The following is a 26,175-nucleotide window of genomic DNA, read 5'->3' on the forward strand; positions in this document are numbered from 1 at the left end:
CCCTTACTCCATTTCCAGCTGGAGCATACTTCCTTTTCCCATCGGCTCGGCAGGCGTTACGACCAGGCGACGCGGCATCCGAACACGAATTTCCGGGACGTGGCTGATCACGCCGATCGTAAAATCGTCCATACGCAATCTCTCCAGCGCGTCCATGACAACTTCCAGCAGCTCAGGATCGAGTGTTCCAAATCCTTCGTCGAGGAAAAAGAACTCCAGGCGACCGCCACGCATCTGGATTTCCATAGATAAGGCTAGAGCAAGCGATAGAGAGGTCAGGAAGGTTTCTCCTCCAGACAGCGTGCTGACCGGGCGACGCATTCCTCCGGCACCCTCATCCCGCAAGACGAATTCCCCTTCGTCTCCAATTTCCAAGCCATAGCGATTGGCCGTCATCCTCTTGAGATGGTACGAAGCGTCTCTCGCGATCGAAACCAGCTTTTCTTCGGCGATAAATTGAACAAATGCTTTCGCCTCAAATAGCTTTTTCAGCTCTTCCAGGCGGCTTTGCTCATCCTGCTGTTCTTCGAGCTGCTTTTGTACTTCCTGCCATTTCACATGGTTCTTTTCCATCCGATCGACATGCTCTTTTGCCACAGCCACTTGCTTTTGAGCGTCCTGGAAAAACTGCTCCCACTGTTGCCACGCCTCTTTTGCAGCTGCATACTCCTCTTCACTGAGCGTCCGTCCTGCCACTGCCTGAACCAGTCGGTCTTCCTCGTAGCGCAGCTGTCTTTGGATTCTCTCATAAGCTTCTACTTGTTCCTGTGCCTCTTGTAATTGCCCACGCTCTGCGTACAGCTGCTTCACCTGCTCAATAGTCGCAATTCCACTTTCCTGCAGGCTGGTAAATAATGTGTCATGAGCTTCCTGCCGTTGCCGGGTCAGTACAGCCAGTGCTTCGGAATACTTGACCAGATTGCTTTGAACCGTTTCACGCGCTTCCGCTGCTTCCTTTCTCTTCGCATCTGCCTGTGTAGCAGCTTGGCGCAGTCCATGCAGCTTTTCCTCCAGCTGACGAATTCGCTCCTGGGCAGGCTGACCGCCAGTCCGTTCCAGCCACTGCATGTGCTTTAGCTCCCACATGCGTTTTCTGTCCGCAAGCTTTTCCTTGAGAGCAGCTTCTCGTGACTTTCCTTCAAAACGACGTGTTTTTGCCGTTTCCACCTGAGACATGAGCGTACCACGCAATACTTCCTTTTCCGTGCGCATGCGCTGCAGCTCAGCCAAACGCAGGTCCAGTCGTCCGATTTCCTCGTATTTCTGCTCGATTTCCTCTACAGGCACGTCTTTTCGTTTGGCATCGAGCTCGCTTGCTGCAAGCTTTTCCTGCTCCACAGCAGCTTCCAGGCGTTCTTTGCCCTCCTCTACAGCTTTAGCAGACTGCTCCTGCAAGGTCACGCTTCTCTCCAGCAGCCGCTGGTGCTCTGCCTCTTCTTCGCGCAGCACCTCTACCTGCTTTTGCAGCCGTTCACGCTCTACTTTCGCACTCTCGCGTTCTGCTTGCTTTGCTGCTAGCTCTTTTTCCTCATGCTGATAGACTTGCAAAAGCTCTTCAAACGTTGCCACATCCCACGGCTTACCGTATCCACGGCACTCGGCCTTGATCTCCTCCAAGCGCCCTTCCAGCACGCTACGCTCTTCCTTTAAAGCTGTGAGACGATCGTCAAAGGCGGTCAGCTCACCTTTTGCTCCAAGCAGCGCTTCTTTGGCGAGGCTCATTTGCTGCTCAGCTGTGCGTACGGCCTCTTCAGCTGTTTTGATACGTGTACGAAGCTCGTCTCCCTGAGACGCAGCCAAAGAACCATCGTGGCTATCCGTTCTGTGCTGATGATGGGTAGAGCCGCATACGGGACATTCCTTGCCATCCTCCAGTCTCTCCCGCAGAAAACGAGCCATGTTCTCTTGCTGCCACAGCTCCCATTCTTGTCGCAGCTGATCTCTTCTGGCGAGGGCATCTGCTGCAGACGCTTCCTGCTTAGTAAAAGCATCGGACAGCGCACGGTAACGGGACTCAACCTGCTCCCGCTCTCCTGTAACCCGCTGCGATTTTTCCTGCCAATCCGCCACCTGCTTCAGTACCTCTCGCCACTGTCGCCCGGTTTGCTTCATCTCTGCAAGCACTGTTCGCGCTTGCTCATAATCCGCATCGCTCATGACTGGCTGCACTGTAAAAGCTGTCATTTGCTCTTTTAGCTGGATCAGCCTGTTCGCACTTTTTTCCCAGCTTACTCGCCGTTCATTGGCTGTATGTGCTGCCTGCTGCAGCTGCTGCATTGCCACATTTTGCGCTGCTTCCAGCTCCTTCGCCTTTGCGTGCTCACGCTCCCATTGCTGCTTGGCCTCTCTCGCTGCACCGATCTGGGCACGCCACTCTGGGGTAACAGCTGCCTGCTGGAGCTGATTCTCGAGATTCTTCCATTCCTGCTCCCAGTCTCGGAGCGCTGCTTCATCGCACACCAGCTGCTCCTCTACCTGCGTCAGTGTGAGTGAGACCTCGTTCCATTCCCGCTCCAAGTCTGTCCACTCCACGCGAATTGCCTTTAGCTCTTCTTCCCACTCCTGTGCTTGGACCAGCCTGCCTTTTTGCATGATCAGGTCAGGCTCTTGCTGTATCAGCTCAGTATGGGCACGCTGGTACTCGCTCTCTCTCGCCTCTAGCGCAAGATTCGCCTGTTCTTGCTGCTGCCTGCTTTGAGCCAATGCCTGCTCAGTCGAGAGCCACTCCTTGTCCAAACGCTCGTACTGCTGAACCAACGGCCAGAGACGGATACTCGCTTCCCAGCTTTGAATCCTCTCTTTCCAAAGCTTCATCTCCGCTTCCTTTGCTGCATGCTCCTGCAAATTCGTTTGTACGGCAGACAGCTCCTGCTGCCACTGATGAAGCTGCTCCAGCTCCTTTTGCTTGCCAGCCAGCTCCTGCTTTTGCAGTGTAAATTCCTGCTCTTTTTGTGCCGCTTCCTCCCACGTTTGCCTTGCTTCCTCAAGCGCCTCTGGACCCGCATCGCCTAGCGCAGCCATTTCCAGCTGCAAGCGATGCATCTGCTCCTTGGTCTGCTCCAACGCATGACGAACTCGCTCACTCAGCTTTTCTCCATAGATGTGCAAACGAAACATCCGTTGCAGCATTTCATTGCGTTCACTACCTTTTAACGTCAGGAAGCGTGAGAATTGCCCCTGCGGCAAAACGACAGCCCGGGTAAAGTCTTGCAGGGTAAGACCAATTAATGCTTCAATCGCAGCCGTGGCAGTAGTTGCCTTGGACTCCAGCACAACATCCGGCTCTCCTGTCAATGCTCCTGATTGGATAAGACGCACTTCTGGCTGTCGTTTATTCCCCTTTTTATCCAGACCAAATTCCCGTTCTACTGTATATTGCTTTCGCTCCGCCCCTTTTCCGAGTTCAAAGGTAAACGAAACAAATACACGCTGCTCCAGCTGATTCAATACTTCCTTTGGATGGTTTCCTCCACCTAAGCGAACCACCTGTCCGTAGAGAGCGAGTGTAATGGCATCGAGGATCGTGGATTTCCCGCTGCCAGTAGGACCGAATATGCCAAACAATCCTGCCTGACACAGAATTTCGAAATCAACCTCTTGCATTTCCCGATAGCTGTGCATCCCAGCCAGCTTTAATCGAATCGGTCTCATTCTACTTCCTCCTCTCCCCCGGTCTCAGCCAATAGGCGCTGAAACATCGCTACCAGTCGCTCATCCGGCTCAGCTCCCCGTCTTCGCTCATAAAAGCGGCGAAACAATTGATCCGAGGTCAGCTCTGTCAGCTCGACCCGCTGCGCCCCATCCTCATTCTGGTTATCTTCACGTACGACCACACGCTGAATCTTGAGAAAGTCATCACTTAGCTTGCGAACTCGCTGAAATTCTGCCGGGTCAATCACATCCGATACATGCAGCTCGAGATCAATCCAGGAGCCGGCGTCCCTGCCTTCTGCAAGCCACTTTTCCACCTGCGTGATCCCCTCAGTCGCTCTCCAGCGTGCTAACGGTCTGCCGCTCGTCAAATAAATGATTTCCTCCTGCACCTCTGTACCTGGCTGTACCTCTGTCCCCGGCTCCACCTCGACCAAGACGACAGCCTTGCTCTGCCCCGCCTCTGAGAAGCTGTAAGAGAGTGGCGATCCACTGTAACGAACCAACGGCTTGTCACTCAGCTTTTGCAGGCGATGCAGATGTCCCAGCGCCACGTAGTCAGCGTTTTTGGGAAAAGCCTGCGGTGAAACTGTCAGCGCTCCCCCTATTTGGATCGGACGCTCCGAATCTGTCTCCATGCCGCCCATGACAAACAGATGGCTGGTAACCAGATTGACGGTATCCTCGCGAAAATGGCAGGACAGCTCTTCAAACAATTGCGCTATACGTTCCGAAAAAGCGAGCTGCATCTGCTCTTGAGTAAAGCTCTCGCTAAGCAGCTCCTTCAATCGCGATTCAGAAGGATACGGCAAGGCCAACACGACCGCATGATGCTCACAGCCCGGTACCGCCAGCTCAAGCCATGAAGGTCCTCCCTGGACAATTCTTACCCGGTCAGAGCTGACCTCTTCCGTGGACAGCAAAGGAGCTTCCTTTGGCAAGCCCAAAAGAACAATTCCGTGCTTCGTCGCCAGTGGCGCTGCCGCTCTGACACGCTCTGGCTGGTCGTGGTTTCCTGCAATTACGACAACCGCTCGTCTGCCCTCTGCAGACAACCGTTCTAATGCTTCATAAAATAGCTCTTCTGCCCATGCTGGCGGATTGACTGAATCATAGACATCACCTGCAATCAGTACCAAATCGACTTTTCGCTCATCGGCAATGCGAGCAAGCTCGTCCACGAAGGCTGCCTGCTCTACCCGCCGATCCCTGCCTTCCAGCTGGCGCCCGAAATGCCAGTCGGCTGTATGTAAAATGCGCATGACTTTCATCCTTTCGCCACGATCATGTGTTTGCTTTTTATTGTAACAAAAGACAGAGCAGTTCGTTGTTGAAATTTACTCCACTTTTACTCAGAATCTCGAACAAAATAGGAAAGAAACCAGTCAAGACGCATCTCTCTTGTCAGGACTGGTTTCTTTCGTTTGTGTATTACTCGAGCTGCTATGGATTTTTTTCGAGTGCCAGCTTCATGCCAAACAACAAGAGAACGAGTCCTGAGATGCCTTGGACAGCACGCTGGGTAGACGGTTTTTTCATCCATGCGCTCATGAGATCAATGATGTACACATACAGTAAAAACCAGACCACAGTAAGAATTGTGTAAGTCATACCCATCATGAAAAAGGGTAGGAATGGGTCGCTCCCTGCGGGCAAAAATTGTGGCAGGAAGGTAAGGAAAAATACCGCTACCTTTGGATTGAGGAGATTGGTCAAAAAGCCCTGGAGAAATGCCGACTTATGGCCGTATTTATTTTCTTCCTCCACCTGTACGGTGCTTTCTTTTTTCTTGATGACAGCGTACAGTGTGGTCACGCCCAAATAGACTAAATAAATCGCCCCGACATACTTGAATACGGAAAATAGCATCGCGGATTTTACAATAAGAGCAGATAAACCACATACTGCTGCCGTAGTATGAATGAGTAGTCCAGCAGAAATCCCTGCCATAGTTTGCAGTCCGCCCCTGCTGCCGTGTGTCACTGTATTTTTCGTGACCAAGCCAGTATCAGGGCCAGGCAAAATGATCAACAAGATCGACATCACGACAAACAAGAAAAAGTGCTCCATCTCCTCCACCCCCTGAAAAAACAATTTTTGCTTCACTATAACACACGGGATAAGTAGGCAAAATACTTTCCAACTATTTGAACAAAGTTATCCATGGTATCATTACCAGTAGTAAATTCTTTACAGGAGGACTGATTAAGATTCGTTCAGTTAAAATGATCATTCTCCTCATCGCTGCCCTGCTTTTAATGATCGCATGTTCTTCACAAGGCTGGTCTTACCAGTATTCAGGTCAATCAGACAATTGGGACGCGGTTATCGACATCATTCCAGACAATGAAGATGGTGCCCGTTTTATCGGTAAAATCAATCATCTAACCAATCAAAAAGTCACACATATTCATTATGAAGCTACTGTAACTTTTACCAGTCAACAAGCAGGCAATGTGAAAGACGCTTCCTTTCAAAATGGGCACATCACTTTGTTTCAGGATGTACCCAATACGGATATCAATCAAGACTACTTTCGAAATGGCGTGACCGCAGAGCAGGTAAAGCAATTTTTTGGTGAACACCCGGCATTTACAATTACTTGGAAAACAGAGCAAGGCGAATTCACTGAAACGATTCCATTAACATTTGCTGAACCCAACTGACTCCCCTTCTCTTCATTACTAAGCAAAAAACCGTTGCCACTCAGGCAACGGTTTTTCTCTAGCTTAGCTTCTTCTACTTCCTCAGCTTGTTGCTCTCTGGAGTCTTGAGCGTTTGCAGACACATATAGCACATGATCCCGAACAAAATCGTAATGATCATCGAGTGTAAAAGTGTCGCGTACAGATGGAGCTTGAACAACACGACAAACCCACCACTAAATACCTGTGCCATCACCAGTACAAACGATGCGATACTCGCGCCATACAAATCCCGGCGTGTTTGTTTAAAATGACGGATGGCGTAAATCATGGTCGCCAGAAGCAGGATCGCCAGAATCAAAGCTCCCAGTCTGTGAACAAATTGAATTCCTACCTGACCGGACAGCTCCGGTATCAGCTTGCCATCACACAGCGGCCAATCGCTACAAGCCATGCTTGAGCCTGTGTGGCGTACATAAGCTCCCAAATACACAACACCGTACGCATAAATGGTTACTCCCCATACCCATTTACGGAAACCTGAGGAGACAGAACCTTGTACCATCAGCTCCGTCTTGTCACGCTGCAAAACGAACAGGCTAAGCAAAAATACCCCCGTATAAGCAAGCAACGAGAAGCCAAAGTGAAGTGCCAGTACGCTGGAGGATTGTGGCCAAATAACAGCAGATGCGCCCAGAATGGATTCCAAAACAATGAAAAACAAACCGAACAGAGCGAGATTGCGTACTTCCTGATTGCCGCGATAGAAGCGCAAGCACAGCACCGAAAAGATCACAACGATAATGCCAGCAACTCCAGTAATCAAACGGTGCATATATTCAATTATTGATGCCAAGGTATACTCCGGGACCCATTTGCCGTTGCAAAGCGGCCAGTCATTCCCACATCCAAGACCGGAATCCGTTTTGGTTACGAGCGACCCGGCGATCATGACGATAAACATGACAAGAGTAGCAAGAACGGCTAGAGGTTTCAGCCATTTTTCCATAGTGAATACACCCTGTTTCTTAAGAGGATTGAGACCATCGATCGTAATGCGGCCTCTTGCTTACTGTCCTCTCTTACATTAATGAAACATCCCCTGATAGACAAGGGATGTTCCGTGAACATTTAGTGAGTGTTATGTGTCAATAATAATAATGCACCATGGTGCTAATTACTATCGCAGCACAGAAAACGGTCAAATACAAAATCGAATAGCCAAACAGTTTGCGTGCCCATGCGAGATCGTCCTTGGCATTGAAGCCTTGGAACAACAGCACCATGTACACAAGACCCATTACACCCATGACAATCAGGTACACATAGCCTACGCTGCCATGAATAAAGAGCAAAACAGATGCCGGGAACAGCACCGAACCCCACAGCATCATTTGACGCTTGGTCTCTGCAAAGCCTTTTACTACCGGTAGCATTGGCAGATTGCCTGCACGGTATTCCTCTGTTTTCAGCATCGCCAACGCCAGGAAATGCGGAGGTTGCCACAAGAACAGAATCAGGAAAAGCAGCCATGCAGCCGGGTCCATATTATTGGTTACAGCTACCCATCCGATGACAGGAGGTGCCGCACCTGAAATCCCGCCAATCACTGTATTCAGCGTGGTTACCCGCTTCAGCGGCGTATAGATCAGCACATAAAAAATATGTCCAATCAATCCCCACACAGCAGCGAGTGGGTTAGCAAATACTGCGAGAACAGCCAAGCCTGCGAGAAGCAAACCAATTCCGATCAACAATGCATTGCGCGCTGAAATTCGCCCGGAAGCCAGCGCACGGTTTTTGGTTCGTTCCATTTTTTTATCAAGATCGCGATCATAAAAATTATTTAATGCCGCACCTGACATAATCACCAATGCAGTACCAAGCATCGTGAAGAACGTCAGTTTCCAATCTGGATATCCAAAGGATGCCAACCACAAGGCAGCAAATGTTGTCATCAGGTTGGACAGCGTAATACCAGGCTTTGTCAGTTGTACATAGTCACGCCAAGTTGCCGGTTCTACAGATTGTGCCTGCAAGGAAGTATCGCCATTGAGCGATTCCTGCATAGTCACTTGCTGGTCCACGTTTTGTACCTCCTGTCATGATCTATCTGAACATGCGCGTATTCAAAGCAAGGCAATTTTATCTACCAAAAATAACATCGATTACACCAGCTGTTTCGCCACCCGGATAAATCAGGTACAACAAGGTATATACCGTTGCGCCTGTAATCGCTGTAATGAACCAGATGATCGACGTCCAAGGGCCAATTTTTCTATGCTTGGCATAATTCTTTTTGTAAGCGTGTCTGATTGTGATCAACCCCATCACACCACCAACTGTTGCCAGAGTGATGTGAAAGATCAAGAATGTTTGATAGATCGGCTTCAGACTATCAGGACCGCCAAAATGGGTGTTCCCTACAAAGGCCGTTCTAGAAACATACGTGATGAAGAAGATCGTCGCACAGATTGCAGCCCACTTCATAATCTTCATATGTCTTTCAATTTGTCTCTTTGCAATCGCATACCAGCCAAAAGCAACAAGAATGCCACTGATGACGATAAACGAAGTGCTTATCGTAGGCAACAAAATGGCCATTTCCTACACCTCATTCATGTAATCTATCTCTGTTTCTTATTATGCTCTGCCTTCGTCTGTAGCCGGTGACTTCATTAATAGAGCTGCGGCAGACGGTTGCAAATCCATGGGCAAGTCCTCCTGCTTCTCCTGTTTATACCAGTTGTAGAAGACATACGCGAGCACACAACCGTATACGAGCTCCTGTATCAGCTTCATAATAATTCCGCCCAAACGCTGGTCGCTGAACGTGTCGAGACTCGGGAATATTTGCGGAACCGACATGTATGTGGCGTACAAAGGGTCTTCCGCAAAAATGATAAGCGCACAGGCAGGAGTAATCAGTACCCCATTTGCAAAAATGTAGGTGAGCTTCTTCAAGCCTGCCAGTTGCATTTTGTCATCCGATAGCGGACTTACAATCGGCCACCACATGGCAAACGCAGCAAGCAGAAGAATCACGTGATAGACAGTCATCCATTGATGATTGAGCGCTGCTGCATCAAAAATGAACGGAATATGGTAAAAGGAGAACAGCGTATTGAACAAAAGTGCAGCGACTAACGGATGTGTTACCACATTCAAAATGGCCTTTAACGGCTTTGGTCGGAAGATGGTTAACAAGAGCCACTCTGGCAACGCCAGAAGCACAATGGGAGGCAGTGCAAAATATAAGATCGATTGTTGCAGCATGTGCAAACTAAACAGGTAATGATGTCCATAATAGCTAATGGGGCTTCCCTGTGCGGTGTAAAACAAAACTAATGCAAAGACAAACAATAATTTTTGCTTATTCGTGGCCCCGGTTGCATTGGCAAATCGCTTATGCCATGGGCCTGTCACCAGAAAATACAGGCTGGCTATAATCAGCGTAAAAAGCATCACATCTGGACTCCACAAATCCGAAAATGATGCCGTCCCTATTCCGGATGACAAATCATGTTGATGTTGACTTCCCATGAATATCCTCCCTTCCTACTAAAAAGGGTGCCCTCTTTACATTCTCCATTATACCGTTGTTTCCAGTATTCTTAGAGGATAAAAATGAACAAAGTGTTGACAAATACGGGGGGTGGGGAAATCGGAGGTAGACAGGCTGTTGGGGAGGAGAGGAAACCGGAGAAAACGCTCTAGCTTCTTGGCTCACCTGCTCAGGGGTCATTCCTGGACGGCTACAGGAAAAAAGAGCCTCGCTTTTTTCTCCAGTTTCCTCTCAACAGCTGTTTATCTTCCACTCGCTTTCTTTGTTAGGACATCAATAAAAAGCAAAAAAAGCCCAGATATTCATCTGGACTTTTTCCTTTTTATTATTAGTTTTTTACACCCCAAAGGAAACGAACTTGGTTTCCAGGTACTCATCCATACCGAAGTGGCCACCTTCACGGCCGATTCCGCTTTCTTTAAAGCCGCCGAATGGCGCTTGGGTTTGGGTTGGGGAGCCGTCGTTGATACCGACGATACCGTATTCCAGTTCTTCAGCCATGCGGAAGCAGCGTTGGTTGTCTCTTGTGTACACATAAGCAGCCAGGCCGTAGCGCGTGTTGTTCGCTTGCTTCACTACCTCTGTCTCGTCTGTGAAGCGCACCATTGGAACAACTGGTCCAAAGGTCTCTTCTACAGAAATCTTCATTTCTTCCGTTACACCTGCGATGACAGTTGGCTCGCAATAGAATCCGTTTGCGTATTCGCCTTCTGTTAAGCGATTTCCGCCAAAGACAACCTGACCGCCTTTACCTTTTGCATCCTCAATATGCTCCAGCACCTTGCTCAGTGCGCGTTCGTTTACCAATGGACCGATTTCGGTTTCCTTTTGGCGACCGTCCCCTACCTTTGCTCGCTTTAGACGCTCTACCAATTTCTCCGTGAAGGCATCTGCTACTTCCTCGTGAACATAGAGGCGGTTGGTACAAATGCACATTTGACCGGAGTTACGGAATTTGCTTTCAAACAGACCTTTTACAGCAGCGTCCAAATCTGCGTCTGCAAACACGATAAACGGTGCATGACCGCCCAGCTCCATGCTGACGCGTTTTACTTGCTTAGCCGCCCCCTCCATCAGGAGCTTACCTACGCGAGTGGAACCAGTAAATCCAATTTTGCTAAGCTTCGGATTATCAATAAACTCCTGGCCGATCGACTCTGGCTTGCCGACAACGAGGTTGACTACACCTTTTGGGAAACCAGCTTGCTCGATCAGTTCAAACAGACGAACCGCAGACAACGGTGTGCTTTCCGCTGGCTTTAGAACGACGGTGCAGCCTGCTGCCAAAGCTGGGGCAATTTTGCGTGCAACCATGTTCACTGGGAAATTCCATGGCGTAATCGCTCCGACTACCCCCACTGGCTGACGCAGAACCATGATTCGCTTGTTTGGCACAGAGGACGGAATGGTTTCGCCGTACACGCGCTTTGCTTCCTCAGCATACCAGACAAAGTTGTCTGCGGCGCCCAGCACCTCACCCTTTGCTTCACCAAGCGGTTTTCCCATCTCAGCGGAAATGAGTCCTGCCAGCTCATCACGGTTCTTTTTCACGAGCTCGGACAGATTATATAAGTATTTGGAGCGTTCACGAGCAGTCAGACGCGACCAGCTGCCAAACGCCTCATGTGCAGCATCAATTGCTTTTTTCGCATCACGGCTATCGCCGAAGGAGACTTCCCCGACCGTTTCTCCCGTTGCCGGGTTTACAATACGAGTCGTTTCACCGCTTTCTGCAGCAACCCACTCTCCATTGATATACATTTGTTTGTACTCTCCCATGACACTCGCTCCTCTCATTCTCTTCAATAGATTGGTTTTAGAGCCTCAAACGGATTTTTGCATTGTCGGCAATACAAAATGCTGCGACAGGCTGCGGGACCAAACAAGTTTTCGAGCTGTGTGTAAACAGAATCGCAGTATGGACAGGATACATCCCATGAATCGCCCGCTTTAAAATCAAGCGGCGGTGGCGCAATGCCAAAGCTTTTCAATTTGTCCCGAGCATCCAGTACAATGCGGTCCGAGGTCCAAGCCGGATCGTATACGAAGCGAACCTGTACTTCTGAAATGCCTTCCATCTCGATCAGCTTTTCCGTGATGTTCTTTTTCATGATCTCAAGCGCCGGACAGCCGACAAAAGTGGGGAGTACCTCAACCTCCACGACGCCCGACTCCACTCGCACCTTGTGGATCATACCCATTTCTACCATGCTGATTACCGGAATCTCCGGATCTTTTACATCCTGCAGCATTTCCCAGCAAATCGCTTCCTGCGCTTCCTGCTGCGTGGTTTTATCGTTCGTCATAGAGAATCACCCCTTTACCATTTCGCTACTGGGTCCAAACGGTATACTTCGGACAAGGTTGCCAAAGCCTGCTTCAGATCAGCAGTATGCTCGCCCAAACGTCCGCGCTCCGCTGGTACGCCAGGCTCTCCTGGCCAGCTGAGTCCTGCTTTTTGGAAAATGTCTTTGGTGTTTGCCAGCCATCTTTGTCTCAGTAGCTCTTCGCCTGTAATCAGACCAAAGCGAACGATATTTTCTGCATTTTGACCGAGGCTACTAAGCTCTCCCGCATCTTCCCACACCTTGGCCATTCCAGCTTCCAGTTTTTGGCGCGCCTCTTTCGTACTATTCGCCAGCTGTTTTAACCATACCTGCCAGTGCATCAAATGGTAGCGATGCTCTGTCAGCATTTTGCGACTAATCATAGCAAGCGGCTCATAGGAGGATTGGAGCAGTGATTCCAGTCTCACCTGCTTATACAAGCCGTAGACGTAGCTGCGGACAATGGCATATGCCCAATCGTAGTGAGGATTGTCATCGTACTCGCCTGTGCCGTTTTTACGTTCTACCAGAATCGCGTTGCGAAAAGCCCCCGCTTCGCGTAGCTGTGCCAAATCATCCGCTTTTCCCAGCCCCAGATCCTCCAGCATCTGATAGTGCATCACAGCATGCCCCATCATGTCCTGCGACATCGAGGAAAAAGCTACATCTTCTTCAATATGCGGAGCGAGGCCGAGCCATTCCGATCCTCGATACGCGAGGATAAAATCATCATCAGCAAGCTGGAACAACAGATCAGCCAAGGCCTGCGCGTATTCCTGGTTTTGTTTTGCTTGTTCTACGTTTTCTACACGTACGTTATCGCCCATGATCTTATCCCGCCTCCTTAGCTGCCGTTTCCTGCATGCTTTTGTTGTTCTTCGTATTTTTCCTTATGATGACGCCATCTGGCTTGTAGATCACCATAGCCTTTTGTCTCCCGATAGCTCTTGTTGTCCAGCCGCTCCAGGAAAGGGCGCTCTTCTGGCGGCAAGCCGTGGATGTGATCCCGCTTGACCACCCACAGGTTAAAACAAGGCTCCCGGCGCAGGAAATTCTCCCGTGCCATGGTAAGGGCTACCTCTTCATTCGGTGCCAGCAGGCTGAATTGGTGGACAAATGAAGCGCTTACGCTTTTCTGGCTAAACACTTCATAGATGAAAAAGGTCTCATTTTCTTTCGCTTCCATGTTCATTTCACCTACCCTACTTGACGGCCGAACGACATGATGGCGTCCCGCACCCATTTGGTTTCTTCATAAGACATTTCTCTCAGATTGAGACGATGCGCAGAACGAGGTCCGTTGCCTTTTACAATCTGCTTGAAAGCCTCCCAATCCGGTTGTTGGTATACCCATTTGTCTTCGGCTTCGTCGAAGTAGATCGTATCGTCTGGTAATGTGAAGCCGAGGTGGAAAATACGCGGCAAGTATTTATTCAAGAATACCTGACGCAGCTCTTCATTTGTCTGTGTCCGAATCTTGTAACGCATATTCGAGGCTTGGTTGCTCGTAATGTTGCCGTTCTCTGGCGGACCGAAAAACATCAACAGGGATGGCCACCAGCGAGTGATTGCTTCTTGGAGCATTTGACGCTGCTCGGCAGTTCCTTCTGCCAGCTCCAGTACGATGCTCTCCCCGTGCTGGGCGTGGAATTTCTCCTCTGCACAAATCCGATGCAACGCCCGAGCATATGGCGCGTACGATGTATCAAGCGACATGGACTGCGTGATGATAGCCGCTCCGTCTACCAACCATCCGATGACACCCGCGTCCGCCCATGTTGGTGCCTCCATGTGAAATACGTTGTGGAATTTAAGCCGACCCGTAAATAAATCCTGCATTAAATCTTCACGTGTCTTGCCCAAAGGAGCAATGAGGTCTTCTGCTACGCGCAGCAAGAGCTGACCATGCCCCATTTCGTCCTGAACCTTTGCCATGATCGCCAGCTTGCGGCGCAGGGTTGGAGCTTTTGGCACCCATTCCTTTTCCGGTAGTGCACCCATGATTTCGCTCATCCCGTGCATGGATATAAGCTTAACTAACTGATTGCGGTAATCGTCTGGCATCCAGTCGTCCGCTTCTATTTTTTCACCGCGGTCGATTCGAGCTAAAAACGCTTCCATTTTTTCATTCTCCGTCATATCAAAACGCTCGATCTGTGTTTGCATGGAGCAAGCCCTCCTTGTAACCGAATTCATTACGCATAATTTATGCTACGTTTTTATAACGCAATAATAACATAACGTCATACATTATCGCAATAGGCATCATTTTCAAAACATTCATTCTGAACGATCTGTTGATACTGCTGCTTTTCTCAGCTGTTCTGACATATGGCGCAGCTGCTGCATTACTGCATCGAGCTCTTGTATGCGGGTTGATTGCTGTAGGCTATGTGCGGTCGTTTTCTCCATTTCACTCGATACGAGTCCTACCAAATCATTCATTTCATCCAGAATGCCAAAAATATTTTTTGCTGATGTTGAGGTGGTCTGAGACAGCTTCCGGATTTCTTCTGCCACAACAGAAAAGCCTCGTCCTGCAGAGCCTGCGCGTGCCGCTTCCAGAACTGCATTTAATCCAAGCACGTTGGACCGGGTGGAAATATCACGAATGAGCTGGCTAATCTGCGAGGTCTCGGCAATTTTCAGTTTCATCTTCGCCGCCGCATCCGAGAGCGTGTGGCTGGCTCCAGCCAAATCGTCTGCCTCTTTTGCCAGGCTCTCCGTATGCATCGCAATATTCTCAAATGCCTCGTTCAGCTCACCCGCAAGTCTACGCAAGCGCTCCTCCTGGTCGGTAGTGACACCGGTTGCCAAACAGCCTACTACCTGACCATGCTCAATGATGGGAAAGCCTACTGCTATGTAAGGAATACCGAACACCTCTTTGGGAATCTTTTTGACCACCCGCCGCTTCTCGGCAATCGCCATTGCGTTGATACTGCCCTCACGCAACCTGTCCCCTACTTTGATCCCCAGGTTCAAGCCTTTCGTCGGATAATATGCCAGAAATTTTTCTCTATCCGTGACGCCAACCATACAATCAAGTAGAAATGCTTTTTGCAAAATGGGAGCAACCATCAGTAAGCTATTTAGCATTTGAGACATGTACTCTACCTCCTGACGTCCTGACGAAAACGGCTATTCCCCCCGCCCCTTTGCGGAAAGAACAGCCATTTCTTCGTAGCATGCGTTTTTCGTTATTTCAGGATCTGGAATTTGCCATCCTTCACTTCAACCATGATCATGCTGTCTTCCGTCAAGCCGTTGTGGTCTTCCGCCGAGAACTTGAACTCCCCTGTTACCCCTACATAATTTACTTTTTCCAATACCTCGCCAAGCTTGGAAGCATCTCCGCCAGCCTGCTTCAGACCTTCTACCAAAATGTTCAAACCGTCGTAACCATAGCCTGCAAAACCGTCTGGCTCAGACTTGTAGGAAGCTTGGTAGCCATCTACGAACTTTTTGATAATGGCAGACTGTGGATCGTTAGCGTCTACTTGATCAGGAACGAGCAGCTTGCCCGCTACCATCAGAACACCGTTACCTGCGTCACCTACCAGCTCCAGGAACTTGCTGTTAGCAGAACCGTGGCTTGAGATAATCGGAATGGACAGGTTCAATTGCTTTGCTTCCTTTACAATCGTTGCAGGTCCCGGATTGGTTCCAGCTACGATCAGCGCTTGTGCATCCGTTCCCTTGATTTTGGTCAACTGGGAGCTCATCGATGGATCTTTTGTGCCGTATTTTTCCTCAGCTATGATCGTAATGCCATACTCAGGTGCGTACTTTTGCATTTGCTGCGTCCAGCCGCTGCCGTATGGATTACTGTCATTGAGCGTAGCGATTTTGGTGATTCCTTTTTCTTTTAAATAGGTAAAGATGCGTTTGGTTCCATGTGCATCTGTATGTGGTGTCTTGAAAATACCAGCACGAACCGGATTAGTGATTTGGTCAGCAGCAGCCATGGAAATGAGGGGCAGCTTTTCTGCTGCAGCGAATTCCGCCATACCGAGGGATGGACCGCTACCGGATGAGCCCAGTACTGCTACTACCTTTTCTTTGGATACGAGCTTTTTGATCGCTTTTACGGCTTCTGTGTTGTCCGATTTGTCATCTTCAAAAACTACCTCGATCGGATGACCATCGACTCCGCCAGCGCCATTGAGCTCTTTGACCAACAATTCTACTGCTTGTTTTTCCGGAACGCCGAGTGGGCTATTCGGACCCGTCATGGAAAAGATTGCTCCCACGCGGATTGGGTCTTTGCTCGCGCTCTCTGTTTGTGCCGCTTGTCCTCCAGCTGCTGGCGCTGCCTCAGAAGCAGGCTTTGCGCCCCCGCCACATGCACTCAGCAGAACAAAAGAAGCGAGTGCGAACGGGAATAACCATTTTGTCTTGTGGTTTTTTTTCATCATAGGGCCCCCTTGATATCTCGTTGCTTTTTTATTTGTCAAACCGCTTCATGGGCATGACCCAAATAAGCAGATTGCACACGAGGATCGTTCATCATTTCTTCGGAAGTGCCTTCCAGCATCACTGTGCCTGTACTCAGGACGTACGCACGATCAGAGATGGCTAGCGCTGCACGTGCGTTTTGCTCCACCAGAAGGACCGTAGTCCCCCATTCAGCACGAATTTCCTGCACGATCGTCAAGATTTCCTTGGCGATCAGTGGCGCCAGCCCTAGCGAGGGTTCATCCAGAAGTAACAGCTGCGGGCGAGACAGCAACGCTCTGCCAATCGCCAGCATTTGCTGCTGTCCACCAGAGAGTGTGCCTCCCAACTGCCATTTGCGCTCTGCTAGAATCGGAAAGCGCTGATAGACGGTGTCCATTTCTTTAGCGATTTCCTTTTTGCTCGTCTTCGGCATGCGATGAGAAGCACCCAGCCACAGATTGTCCTCTACCGTCATCGTAGAAAAGATTTGTCTTCGCTCGGGTACATGAGCCATGCCTCGACTGACGACCAGCTCCGCAGGAATTTTGGTAATTTCCTCGCCTCGGAACCGGACCTTGCCCTCTTTGGAGCTGTGCAAACCACAGATACAGTTAAGCAGCGTGGTCTTTCCCGCCCCGTTGGACCCAAGCAAGGAAACGATTTCTCCTTCTTTTACGTCCAGATTGATTCCATGAAGCACCTCTACGGGACCGTACCGTGCAACGATGTTTTCTGCTTGTAAAATCACATTCGCCACTTTTGTCACCCCACTCTTCTACGCTTCCTCAGTTCCGAGGTAAGCCGCAATAACTCTCGGATTCTCCTGAATTTCGCGCGGTGTTCCTTCTGCGATTTTTTCCCCTTGGTCTAAAACAACAATGCGATCGGCGATAGACATAATCATGTCCATGTCATGCTCTACCAAAAGAATCGCTGTCCCGTCTTCCCTGATTTTCTGGAACATGCTGCTCATATCAGCCGTTTCCGTATGATTCAACCCTGCTGCCGGCTCGTCCAAAAGAAGCAGCCTGGGCTCTGCTACCATCGCCCTCGCGATCTCCATCAAACGCAGCTTCCCGTATGGCAGACTTCCTGCAAGCGACGTACTCAGCTGTGATAGTCCGACCTGCTCCAGCCATTCCTGTGCCCGCTCCTCCATCAGCCGCTCCTCCTTGCGCGCACGTCCGAGATTCATCCCGCAAGAGAAGAGGCTTGCACTCGTCTTCGTATGCATGCCGACCATGACGTTTTCCAGGACGGTCATATCGTCGAAGGTCTGGAGATTTTGAAAGGTTCGGGTAATGCCCAACCCCGCATAGCTATAGCCAGGAACCTTGGTCAAAGGCTGCTTGCTGAATCGAATCTCGCCCTCCGAGGGTGGGATGACGCCCGATACCATGTTGAGCACCGTGCTTTTCCCTGCACCGTTTGGGCCAATCAGGGCCAAAATCTCGCCTTCGTTCACCGAAAAATCAACCTTGTTGACAGCTCGCACACCGCCAAAGTCACGTGAAAGGGCTTGTACCTCCAACAGCGTCGTCATGTTGTCGCCTTCCTTTCCGCGGTTTGTGTCTCGACTGCACTCGCCTTGCGCTTCTTCGCCTGCGCCTTTTCATAAACGGACCGGATGCGAGGTACCAGCCCCTCTGGCATGAACATGACGATCAAGACCAGAATTCCGCCAAAGACAATCGTGTCGATATCACCTTGCAAACCAGGTATGACTTCGCTCATGAGAACGAGTGCCTCGCTAATCGAACCGATCAACAGCGTACCTACCAGTGCCCCCCAGATGCTCGTCATCCCGCCGATCACAACCATCGTCAAAAATTTGATCGACTCGTGCAAACCGAATGGCTGTGGATCGAGAATTCCGATGTAATGCGCGTACAAACCGCCCGAGATGCCCGCAAACATCCCGCTCACGACAAATGCGTTCAGCTTGAATTTGCGAACATCAATCCCCATCGAGGTTGCCGCAATTTCACTTTTATGGATCGCACGGAAAGCGCGACCGACGCGGGAATTTAACAGATTTAGTGAAAAGAGCAGCACACAGGTGACTACGCCCCAAATCAGGTAGTACATCGAGAGCTCGCTATCCCCGAAGAACGTAATTTTAGGAATACTGATCATTCCGCTCGCTCCGCCAGTTACCGACTCCCACTCGGAAATTCCAATCTGTACGATATATCCAAAAGCAAGGGTCGCCATCGCCAGGTAGTAGCCTTGCAAACCAGCGATTGCCCTCCCGAGGATAAAGGCAAAGAGTGCGGGGACGATCGCTGATGCAATCAATCCTACCCCTACCGGAAGACCGTATTTGGTAGTCAATACCGCTGACGTATAAGCGCCGATTCCCCAAAAAGCAGCTTGTCCCAAGGAAATTTGTCCCGCCAGACCCATCACAAGGCACAGCCCGATCGCTACAATCGCTTGAAGACCGATGATGATTCCAACCGAGCGATAATACTCATCTGGCATCACGAAAGGAAAGACAATCATCAGGACGAGATAAACAATAATACTTTTGCCCCATTTGTCGATTACGTGCTTCATCATAGCCCTCCTTTCCCTACGCTTCGTTCTCCAAAGATGCCCGACGGCTTAATCAAGAGCACGCCAATCAACACTAGAAATGCAATCGCGTCTTTCATGCCCGAACTGATGTAGCCAGCCCCAAGCGATTCAACAATACCGAGCAAAAATGCTGCGACTGCTGCGCCAAGCGGATTGCCCAGCCCTCCGAGAATGGCAGCGGAAAAGCCTTTGATCCCGAGCAGGACACCGATGTCATAAGAGGTTACGCTCAGCGGTGCGATCACAATCCCTGCTATCGCTCCGGTCGCTCCACTAATTCCGAATGCCAGCATACTCATTTTTGCCGGACTGATCCCCATCAGGCGCGCAGCCATCGGGTTGATCGAACAGGCGTTAATTTTCTTACCCAAGATGGTTTTGTCCATCAAGTACCAGAGCAAAAGCAATATAATCAGGACAGCTGCCAAGATCCATACGCTCTGCTGTGCAATCGTAACTCCTGCCACAGTGATCGGTTCGTTGCTTGTAATAGGAGCCAGCGCAAATGCATCCTTTCCCCAGATCAAGCTTGCTAACCCGCGAATCAATGTTGAAATTCCTATTGTTAGAATTATCAGACTAATTGAACTCGCCTTTTTCACATAAGCGATTACATACTTTTGCATCAGTACACCGATTAAGGTGACGAGCAGGATTGCCAGCAGTGCAGCTAATGCATACGGAACATCCAACCCGATCATTGCGACAGTAACCATCCCGCCAAGCATCAAGAACTCGCCCTGTGCCAGATTGATTACCTTGCTGACGTTGTAAATGGTGATGAAACCAACCGCGACGATGGCGTAAATCCCGCCACTAACCAAACCGTTTGCAACATATTGCATGAGCTCCGTCATGTTGTTTTGAACCCCCTTGGTAACGCGTCTCTTTCTTTTACAGGTAAAACGCTTACATTTAATTTTTTGGAAAATGTTCTCGCAAAAAAGGCCCTAGGCTTTTCTAGGGCGCCTCTTGTGCTTGGTCGACACCTATTGTGGTGCTCCCTCGTACACCGTCTCGAAGAATCGAACAGCCCCTGGATTCAGCATCTGATAGTAATTTTGGAACAGCTCGTCCGCTTCTTTTCCTAACCAAAGCTCTGGTAATAGCTCCAGCGGCAAATCGGGATCAATAAATAAGAATTTGCGATATTGGTGAACCAGCTTAGTCTTCTCTACAAAGCAGTGGCTGTCAGCAACTTCTTCGCCTCGACTGAGCCTCTCACCCAGCGCTTCGTACTCGGTACGGTAAGCGTCGATGAACTCACGGTACTTCGCATTGATCTCCTCGATGTTCCAGCACTTTTGCACCAGCTGCTTCGGATCGCTCCACCCGAGGTGATCCGCTGAAAAGATTTCAACATACTCGGTGATTTCATGCGCCTCTGTCAGCTCCTTGATTCGATCAGCCAAATTGTTCGGACTGATCCAGGTGCTGGTCGTTAGCATACCGAAGCCCATCCATCCCAGCTCCTTGCGCAATTGATCTCGGAGCGCACGGCGTTCCTCAGGAATGTTGTAGCTCGCAATGCACCATTTTCCATCCCACATGTCCGACTCTACCTTGTAGATACGAGCCGCTGCTTCCTCCAAACGTTTTTTTCCACGCTCGGATACGGAATAATAACTGCGATTTCCTATTTTTCTTGATTCCAGCCAGCCTTGGCGGAGCATCCGTGAGATTGCAGCGCGAACCGCAGGCTCAGACAGACCAAACTCCCCCATCAGCCGGGTCAAACTACCAATCCAGATTTCATTGCCATAATGGCGAACGTAGTCACCGTAAATGGTGAACAGCATGGATTGTGGCTTCACGTTTCTTCAACCCCCAGATCGATTCTTACCTCTATGCTGTGAAATTGTACCATAACTTTTGCAAGCGTGTAATCGACCTAGAACACATAACACAAAAAGTATATTACGTATTTGTAACGTCATTATATTAGAACGTTTCATAATAGTCAATTTTTTTGCTACAATTTATTTTTTCAAAATTTTATGATCAATGAAAAATCGATCGAGGCCTACTCGCCGGGGATGGTTTTACCAAAGAAAGGCGGGGAGCATCAGCTCCCCCCTTTTACCTGCTCATGTTCGGATTATACTCGCTCAATAATCGTCGCAATTCCTTGGCCTACACCAATGCACATCGCTGCGAGACCATAACGGGCTTCACGTCGTTCCATTTCGTAAAGCAGAGTCGTCATAATACGAGCTCCACTGCAGCCAAGCGGATGGCCCAAGGCGATGGCTCCACCGTTCACATTGACGCGGTCCGGATCTACGCCCAGCTCCCGCACGCTTGCCACTGCCTGTGCCGCAAATGCTTCATTAAACTCAAACAAATCGATCTGATCGATCGTAAGACCTGCCTGCTTCAGCACCTTACGTGTCGCTGGCACAGGCCCAATGCCCATGACGGATGGATCGACACCTGCCACAGCAGACGCTACGATACGTGCCCGTGGCTTCAAGCCTGCTTGCAGTGCTGCCTCCTGCTCCATGATCAACAGCGCACTTGCCCCGTCATTGAGACCACTGGAATTACCCGCTGTTACCGAGCCGTCCGGCTTAAATGCCGCCTTCAGCTTTTGTAGCTGCTCGATTGTCGTTTCCGGACGGGCATGCTCATCACGGTCAAAATAAGAGACCTCGCCTTTGCGTCCACGCAGCTCAACAGGTACAATTTCTGCCTCCCATTTGCCTTCTGCGAGCGCACGGGCATAATTTTGCTGGCTGCGCAAAGCAAATGCATCCTGATCTTCCCGACTGACTTGATGCTGTTCTGCTACATTCTCCGCGGTTTCACCCAAGCTGATTGGTGGATACATTTCTACCATTTTCTCGTTGACCAGTCTCCACCCCAGCGTAGTGTCAACCAATTGCTGATTGCCGCGCTGAAAAGCAGTGCCCGGCTTCATCATTACCAGTGGAGAACGTGTCATACTCTCCGTTCCACCAGCAATATACACCTGTCCCGCACCTGCTTTAATCGCATTGGCGCTTTGATTGACCGCTTCCAGACCTGACCCGCATAAACGGTTCACCGTAACACCTGGAACATCTACAGGCACCCCAGCAAGCAGCAAAGACATGCGAGCTACGTTGCGATTATCCTCGCCCGCCTGATTCGCACAACCAAAAATGACATCATCAATGCTCATTGGATCTATCGGATTACGCTCCAGAAGCTTGCGAATCACGAGCGCCCCCAGATCATCCGGGCGCACGTCCTTCAATGCCCCGCCAATGCGTCCAATGGGTGTCCGCACGGCATCCACAATTACAGGTATGTTCATCTCCAACGCCTCCAATGGGGCCAACCATTTATTTTTCTTACTGTTACAAGGCTTCCACCAGTGTAGCCAATCCTTGTCCTCCACCGATGCACAAGGAAACGATGCCATAGCGCTTTTTGCGGCGGCGCAATTCATACAGGATCGTCCCTGCCAGTCGCGCACCGCTGCACCCGAGCGGATGTCCCAAAGCAATCGCTCCACCATTTACATTAGTCTTGTCAGGCGACAGACCCAGCTCGCCCATGCACGCAAGAGCTTGGGAAGCAAAGGCTTCATTTAATTCAAAAAGATCAATCTCATCGATCGTCATATTTACTTCTGTCAACAGCTTTTGAATTGCTGCCACAGGTCCGATTCCCATAATGCGCGGGTCGACGCCAGCGCTGACAAAATGAACAATCCGCCCCAATGGAGCAAGACCAGATTCATTCAGTTTTTCCTTATTCATTAAGAGTAGAGCTGCTGCCCCATCATTGATTCCCGAAGAATTGCCTGCTGTGACGCTGCCGTTTTTGCGAAAAGCAGGGCGCAGCTTCGCAAGCGACTCTACACTGGAATCACGACGCGGAAATTCATCCGTGTCAAAGATCGTCTCTTCCCCTTTTTTACTGCGCAACGTGACAGGAATGATCTCCTCACGAAAACGCCCTTCATCGATGGCAGCAATCGCGCGTCTCTGGCTTTCCGCGGCAAACTCATCCTGATCCTCGCGGCTGATGCCATATCGCTCTGCCACATTCTCTGCCGTATCGCCCATCGTCAGTTCGCCATAGATCGATATAGGTGCCGAACGCGGACCACCGAACGATTCCATCAAGGTTTGTCCACCACGCTGATAGGGCTGCTCGAATTTTTCCATAATATACGGCGAGCGTGTCAGATTTTCTACGCCACCAGCGAGCATGACGCCGCTGTGCCCAGCCTGAATAGACTGCGCCGCAAGATTGATCGCCTCCAGCCCTGACGCACATACACGGTTAACGGTCAGACCTGGTACAGATTCCGGCAGACCGGCTTTCAAAAGTCCAACACGGGCAATGTTAATAAACGGTCCCGCAGAAATCACGTTACCCATGATGACTCCATCGACCGCTTCTCCTACCTGTCCTGCCTGCTTCAGCGCTCCGTCCAAAACGATCGCAGTCAAATCGTCTATCGGCGTACTTTTTAGACTTCCGCCCAGCTTGCCGATCGGCGTGCGAACAGCTGCCGCCACATAAACATCCTTACGTGCCTGCATCACTTTTCACACTCCTCTTTGCTACCATAATCATAAAAGCCTTGCCCGCTTCTTACCCCTACACGCTTGGCGAGCACCAGCTTTCGGAGAAGCGGTGCCGTGCGATAGCGCTCTTCTGCAAGATCGCGTTGCAATCCACGGGAAATCGCGTAAATTTCATCAAGTCCGATGCGATCCGCCCATTCTAGCGGGCCGTATGGGTAGTTCGTTCCTTTTTTCATAGCTGTGTCGATATCTTGCGGAGTCGCAGCTTTTTCCATCAAAGTAAATGCGGCTTCGTTGATAATCAGTGAAAGGATACGTGGAAATACGAGGCCTACCTCGTCTTCTACGACTTCCGTCTCTTTGTCCAGTGACCCAAAGAGTGACACTGCCGCTGCAATTGCTGCTTCCTCTGTTTGCAGAGCCGGTGCGATCTCGATCAACTCACGCTCCGCCAAAGGCACTAGTGTACCAAAACCGCATACTCTCTCAGGATGCTCCGTCCAGGAAGCAGCCTCTGTCGCGGTGATTGCTAGTGATGTAGTGATAATTGGCACATCGGCAGGAAGCAACTGATCCAGATCACAAAGCTGTTGTTTCTTTGCTTCCAGATTGACACTGTTTACTTCTACTGCTAGAGATACCGTTTGGGGTGCGCTCGTCGCGTCCTCAAAGGACAACACCGTATACCCTCTATCTATCAATAAACGATGCATTTCTGCATAGAGCGGGCTGTCACCCGTAAGCAAAACTGCCTTATTTGCTGTAGTCATAGAACCCTTCCCCCGTCTTTCTGCCCAGGCTGCCGGCCTGTACCATTCGCTGTTGAATCTGGCTGGGCTTGAATCGTCCTTCGTGGAAGAAATCAGAATAGACCGATTGGGTCGTAGCGAAATTGATATCGATTCCGATCATGTCTTGCAGCTCAAACGGACCCATTTTGAATCCGCCAGCCCGCTTCATGATTCGATCAATTTGTTCTACATTTGCTACATTGTCACCAAGAATTCGTAACGCTTCATTATAATAAGGGCGGGCGATCCGGTTGACGATGAAGCCAGGTGTATCTGTCACGAGAACAGGCACCTTACCCAGCTGCTCGGCAAAACGGTATGCCTGCTCCACATTGTCCTCGCTAGATTTCTTCCCGCGAATGACCTCTACCAAAGGCATGACGGGTGCTGGATTGAAGAAATGAAACCCGAGAATACGCTCGGGGTGTGGCAAGCCTCCGGCAATTTCCGTTATGGAGATCGAAGAGGTATTGGTCAAAAGCAGTGCATCGCTTTTACAAATTCGTGAGAGTTCCCCAAAAATGGTCTTTTTCAGCTCCAGCCGCTCTGGCACCGCTTCGATCACGATGTCGCAATCAGCCAGCTTTTCCATGTCCGAGACGAGCTTCATTCTCTCGAGTGTGTCTGTTTTTTGCTGTTCGCTGATTTTGCCTTTTTCCACATCCTTGGTCAGGATGGATTGCAAATAGCTCTGTGCTTTGTCCAAGACAGCTTGATTCGCATCCAATAGCTTTACATGATGTCCTTTACGGCCGCAGACGAGAGCGATACCCGCTCCCATCGTTCCAGCACCGATGACACCGACAGTTTTCGTTTCCACTCGCTGATCCCTCTCTTTTTGGGTGGCGTATGAGCATTGGCTAGCGCGGTGCGTATTAATGACCTGTAAAGCGAGGTTCACGTTTCTCCATGAAGGCTGTAACCCCTTCTTTGTGATCCTCAGTGCTGCCTGCTGCATCCTGCGCAAATGCTTCATATTCCAAGGTTTCTTCCAGTCCCATCTCGAGCCCCTTGTACATGGTCCGCTTGATTAGGCCGATTCCTCGAGTAGGCAGTGACGCCAATTTTCGTGCATACGCCAGCGCATCTTCTTGGAATGAGTCAGCTGGATATACTTGATTGACCAAGCCAATACGCATCGCTTCCTCTGCGGAGATCTTCTCGCCAGTCATCGCCAGCTCCAGCGCTTTCCCAATTCCTACAATGCGCGGAAGGAAATAGCATCCCCCCGAATCAGGCACTAAACCGATGTTGACAAACGCATTAACGAGCGATGCCTTATCCGAAGCGAGACGAATATCGCAGGCCAGCGCTACGCTCATCCCTGCTCCTGCCGCAACTCCATTGATGGCAGCCACAATCGGCTTCTCTGTTTTTTGGAATTGCAAAATCATCGGATTGTAGCGCTTCCGTAAAAACCCGCCAAAGTCTACATTCCCACCCGAAACATCTCCCAAGTCCTGCCCGGCATTAAATGCTCTGCCAGCTCCTGTGAATAAAATGCAGCGTACTTCTGGAGCTCTTTGCGCCTGCTTCAGAGCTTCTGTGATTTCCTTGTTCATCTGCTCCGTAAACGCATTGAATTTTTCAGGGCGGTTCATCGTAATGACTGCGATACCTTCGGATACTTCGTAGAGGATCGTTTCGTACATG

Annotated in this window: 25 protein-coding genes; 1 reads left to right on the top strand and 24 read right to left on the bottom strand. The window is 50.0% G+C overall.

The genetic code is table 11. The features are described from left to right. Positions 1 to 3 precede the first annotated feature (3 nt). From SB752_RS02790 to SB752_RS02800, 3 genes are all read right to left on the bottom strand, one after another. The gene (locus SB752_RS02790) at positions 4 to 3,651 is read right to left on the bottom strand and encodes an AAA family ATPase (protein WP_410714209.1); all 3,648 of its coding nucleotides are present in this window, start codon (positions 3,649 to 3,651) and stop codon (positions 4 to 6) included. Continuing rightward, positions 3,648 to 4,913: an exonuclease SbcCD subunit D gene (locus tag SB752_RS02795; RefSeq protein WP_410714210.1), complete on the bottom strand. Its 1,266-nt coding sequence runs from the start codon at positions 4,911 to 4,913 to the stop codon at positions 3,648 to 3,650. The genes SB752_RS02790 and SB752_RS02795 overlap by 4 nt, the downstream gene beginning before the upstream one ends. 181 nt (positions 4,914 to 5,094) lie before the next feature. Then, positions 5,095 to 5,721 carry a LysE family translocator gene (locus tag SB752_RS02800; protein ID WP_410714211.1) on the bottom strand — a complete coding sequence of 209 codons (627 nt, stop codon included), beginning with the start codon at positions 5,719 to 5,721 and terminating at the stop codon, positions 5,095 to 5,097. A 77-nt stretch (positions 5,722 to 5,798) separates the two neighbouring features. Here SB752_RS02800 and SB752_RS02805 point away from each other — a divergent pair, with 77 nt between their 5' ends. After that, positions 5,799 to 6,317, top strand: a complete 519-nt coding sequence (locus SB752_RS02805) for a hypothetical protein (protein ID WP_410714212.1) — start codon at positions 5,799 to 5,801, stop codon at positions 6,315 to 6,317. 73 nt (positions 6,318 to 6,390) lie between these two features. On the opposite strand, the gene SB752_RS02810 is transcribed toward SB752_RS02805, so the two are convergent. The 21 genes from SB752_RS02810 to SB752_RS02910 all read right to left on the bottom strand — a co-directional run bounded on the left by SB752_RS02810 (position 6,391) and on the right by SB752_RS02910 (position 26,174). Further along, a complete protein-coding gene (locus SB752_RS02810) occupies positions 6,391 to 7,305 on the bottom strand; it encodes a COX15/CtaA family protein (protein ID WP_410714213.1) in 915 nt (304 codons plus the stop codon). 139 nt (positions 7,306 to 7,444) lie between these two features. Next, entirely contained in the window at positions 7,445 to 8,383 is a 939-nt protein-coding gene (gene cyoE, locus SB752_RS02815; RefSeq protein ID WP_410714214.1) for a heme o synthase, read from the bottom strand. Positions 8,384 to 8,441: 58 nt separating this feature from the next. Further along, positions 8,442 to 8,900, bottom strand: a complete 459-nt coding sequence (locus SB752_RS02820) for a DUF420 domain-containing protein (RefSeq protein WP_049741859.1) — start codon at positions 8,898 to 8,900, stop codon at positions 8,442 to 8,444. A gap of 39 nt (positions 8,901 to 8,939) precedes the next feature. Continuing rightward, positions 8,940 to 9,839 carry a cytochrome c oxidase assembly protein gene (locus SB752_RS02825; RefSeq protein WP_410714215.1) on the bottom strand — a complete coding sequence of 300 codons (900 nt, stop codon included), beginning with the start codon at positions 9,837 to 9,839 and terminating at the stop codon, positions 8,940 to 8,942. Between the two features lie 358 nt (positions 9,840 to 10,197). Continuing rightward, positions 10,198 to 11,640, bottom strand: a complete 1,443-nt coding sequence (locus SB752_RS02830; RefSeq protein WP_410714216.1) for an NAD-dependent succinate-semialdehyde dehydrogenase — start codon at positions 11,638 to 11,640, stop codon at positions 10,198 to 10,200. A 23-nt stretch (positions 11,641 to 11,663) separates the two neighbouring features. Beyond that, positions 11,664 to 12,167, bottom strand: coding sequence for a 1,2-phenylacetyl-CoA epoxidase subunit PaaD (paaD, locus tag SB752_RS02835; RefSeq protein ID WP_410714217.1), 504 nt, complete (start codon positions 12,165 to 12,167; stop codon positions 11,664 to 11,666). A 14-nt stretch (positions 12,168 to 12,181) separates the two neighbouring features. After that, a complete protein-coding gene (paaC, locus tag SB752_RS02840; protein ID WP_410714218.1) occupies positions 12,182 to 13,015 on the bottom strand; it encodes a 1,2-phenylacetyl-CoA epoxidase subunit PaaC in 834 nt (277 codons plus the stop codon). 17 nt (positions 13,016 to 13,032) lie between these two features. Beyond that, positions 13,033 to 13,374: a 1,2-phenylacetyl-CoA epoxidase subunit PaaB gene (gene paaB / locus SB752_RS02845; RefSeq protein WP_410714219.1), complete on the bottom strand. Its 342-nt coding sequence runs from the start codon at positions 13,372 to 13,374 to the stop codon at positions 13,033 to 13,035. Between the two features lie 11 nt (positions 13,375 to 13,385). Beyond that, positions 13,386 to 14,354: a 1,2-phenylacetyl-CoA epoxidase subunit PaaA gene (gene paaA / locus SB752_RS02850; RefSeq protein ID WP_410714220.1), complete on the bottom strand. Its 969-nt coding sequence runs from the start codon at positions 14,352 to 14,354 to the stop codon at positions 13,386 to 13,388. Between the two features lie 114 nt (positions 14,355 to 14,468). Beyond that, a complete protein-coding gene (locus tag SB752_RS02855) occupies positions 14,469 to 15,296 on the bottom strand; it encodes a methyl-accepting chemotaxis protein (protein ID WP_410714221.1) in 828 nt (275 codons plus the stop codon). A gap of 92 nt (positions 15,297 to 15,388) precedes the next feature. After that, positions 15,389 to 16,606 (bottom strand): ABC transporter substrate-binding protein, encoded by a 1,218-nt coding sequence (locus SB752_RS02860; RefSeq protein ID WP_410714222.1) that lies wholly within the window; start codon positions 16,604 to 16,606, stop codon positions 15,389 to 15,391. A 35-nt stretch (positions 16,607 to 16,641) separates the two neighbouring features. Continuing rightward, positions 16,642 to 17,385 (bottom strand): ABC transporter ATP-binding protein, encoded by a 744-nt coding sequence (locus SB752_RS02865; RefSeq protein WP_410714268.1) that lies wholly within the window; start codon positions 17,383 to 17,385, stop codon positions 16,642 to 16,644. Between the two features lie 18 nt (positions 17,386 to 17,403). Further along, positions 17,404 to 18,171, bottom strand: coding sequence for an ABC transporter ATP-binding protein (locus tag SB752_RS02870; protein WP_410714223.1), 768 nt, complete (start codon positions 18,169 to 18,171; stop codon positions 17,404 to 17,406). Further along, positions 18,168 to 19,187 (bottom strand): branched-chain amino acid ABC transporter permease, encoded by a 1,020-nt coding sequence (locus SB752_RS02875; protein ID WP_410714224.1) that lies wholly within the window; start codon positions 19,185 to 19,187, stop codon positions 18,168 to 18,170. Before SB752_RS02875 ends, SB752_RS02870 begins: the two co-directional genes overlap by 4 nt. Next, entirely contained in the window at positions 19,187 to 20,065 is an 879-nt protein-coding gene (locus SB752_RS02880; RefSeq protein ID WP_410714225.1) for a branched-chain amino acid ABC transporter permease, read from the bottom strand. The genes SB752_RS02875 and SB752_RS02880 overlap by 1 nt, the downstream gene beginning before the upstream one ends. Before the next feature lie 132 nt (positions 20,066 to 20,197). Next, the gene (gene paaX / locus SB752_RS02885) at positions 20,198 to 21,022 is read right to left on the bottom strand and encodes a phenylacetic acid degradation operon negative regulatory protein PaaX (protein ID WP_410714226.1); all 825 of its coding nucleotides are present in this window, start codon (positions 21,020 to 21,022) and stop codon (positions 20,198 to 20,200) included. Positions 21,023 to 21,306: 284 nt separating this feature from the next. Then, the gene (locus SB752_RS02890; protein WP_410714227.1) at positions 21,307 to 22,506 is read right to left on the bottom strand and encodes a thiolase family protein; all 1,200 of its coding nucleotides are present in this window, start codon (positions 22,504 to 22,506) and stop codon (positions 21,307 to 21,309) included. Positions 22,507 to 22,549: 43 nt separating this feature from the next. Beyond that, positions 22,550 to 23,746 carry a thiolase family protein gene (locus tag SB752_RS02895; RefSeq protein WP_410714269.1) on the bottom strand — a complete coding sequence of 399 codons (1,197 nt, stop codon included), beginning with the start codon at positions 23,744 to 23,746 and terminating at the stop codon, positions 22,550 to 22,552. Then, complete coding sequence (locus SB752_RS02900; protein ID WP_410714228.1) at positions 23,746 to 24,501, bottom strand: 3-hydroxyacyl-CoA dehydrogenase family protein; 756 nt, start codon at positions 24,499 to 24,501, stop codon at positions 23,746 to 23,748. Before SB752_RS02900 ends, SB752_RS02895 begins: the two co-directional genes overlap by 1 nt. Then, positions 24,485 to 25,342 (bottom strand): 3-hydroxyacyl-CoA dehydrogenase family protein, encoded by an 858-nt coding sequence (locus SB752_RS02905; RefSeq protein WP_410714229.1) that lies wholly within the window; start codon positions 25,340 to 25,342, stop codon positions 24,485 to 24,487. Before SB752_RS02905 ends, SB752_RS02900 begins: the two co-directional genes overlap by 17 nt. A 55-nt stretch (positions 25,343 to 25,397) precedes the next feature. Beyond that, positions 25,398 to 26,174, bottom strand: a complete 777-nt coding sequence (locus SB752_RS02910) for an enoyl-CoA hydratase-related protein (protein ID WP_410714230.1) — start codon at positions 26,172 to 26,174, stop codon at positions 25,398 to 25,400. Position 26,175 lies beyond the last annotated feature (1 nt).

The sequence above is a fragment of the Brevibacillus sp. SIMBA_040 genome, from assembly GCF_046535075.1.
GTDB lineage: Bacteria > Bacillota > Bacilli > Brevibacillales > Brevibacillaceae > Brevibacillus.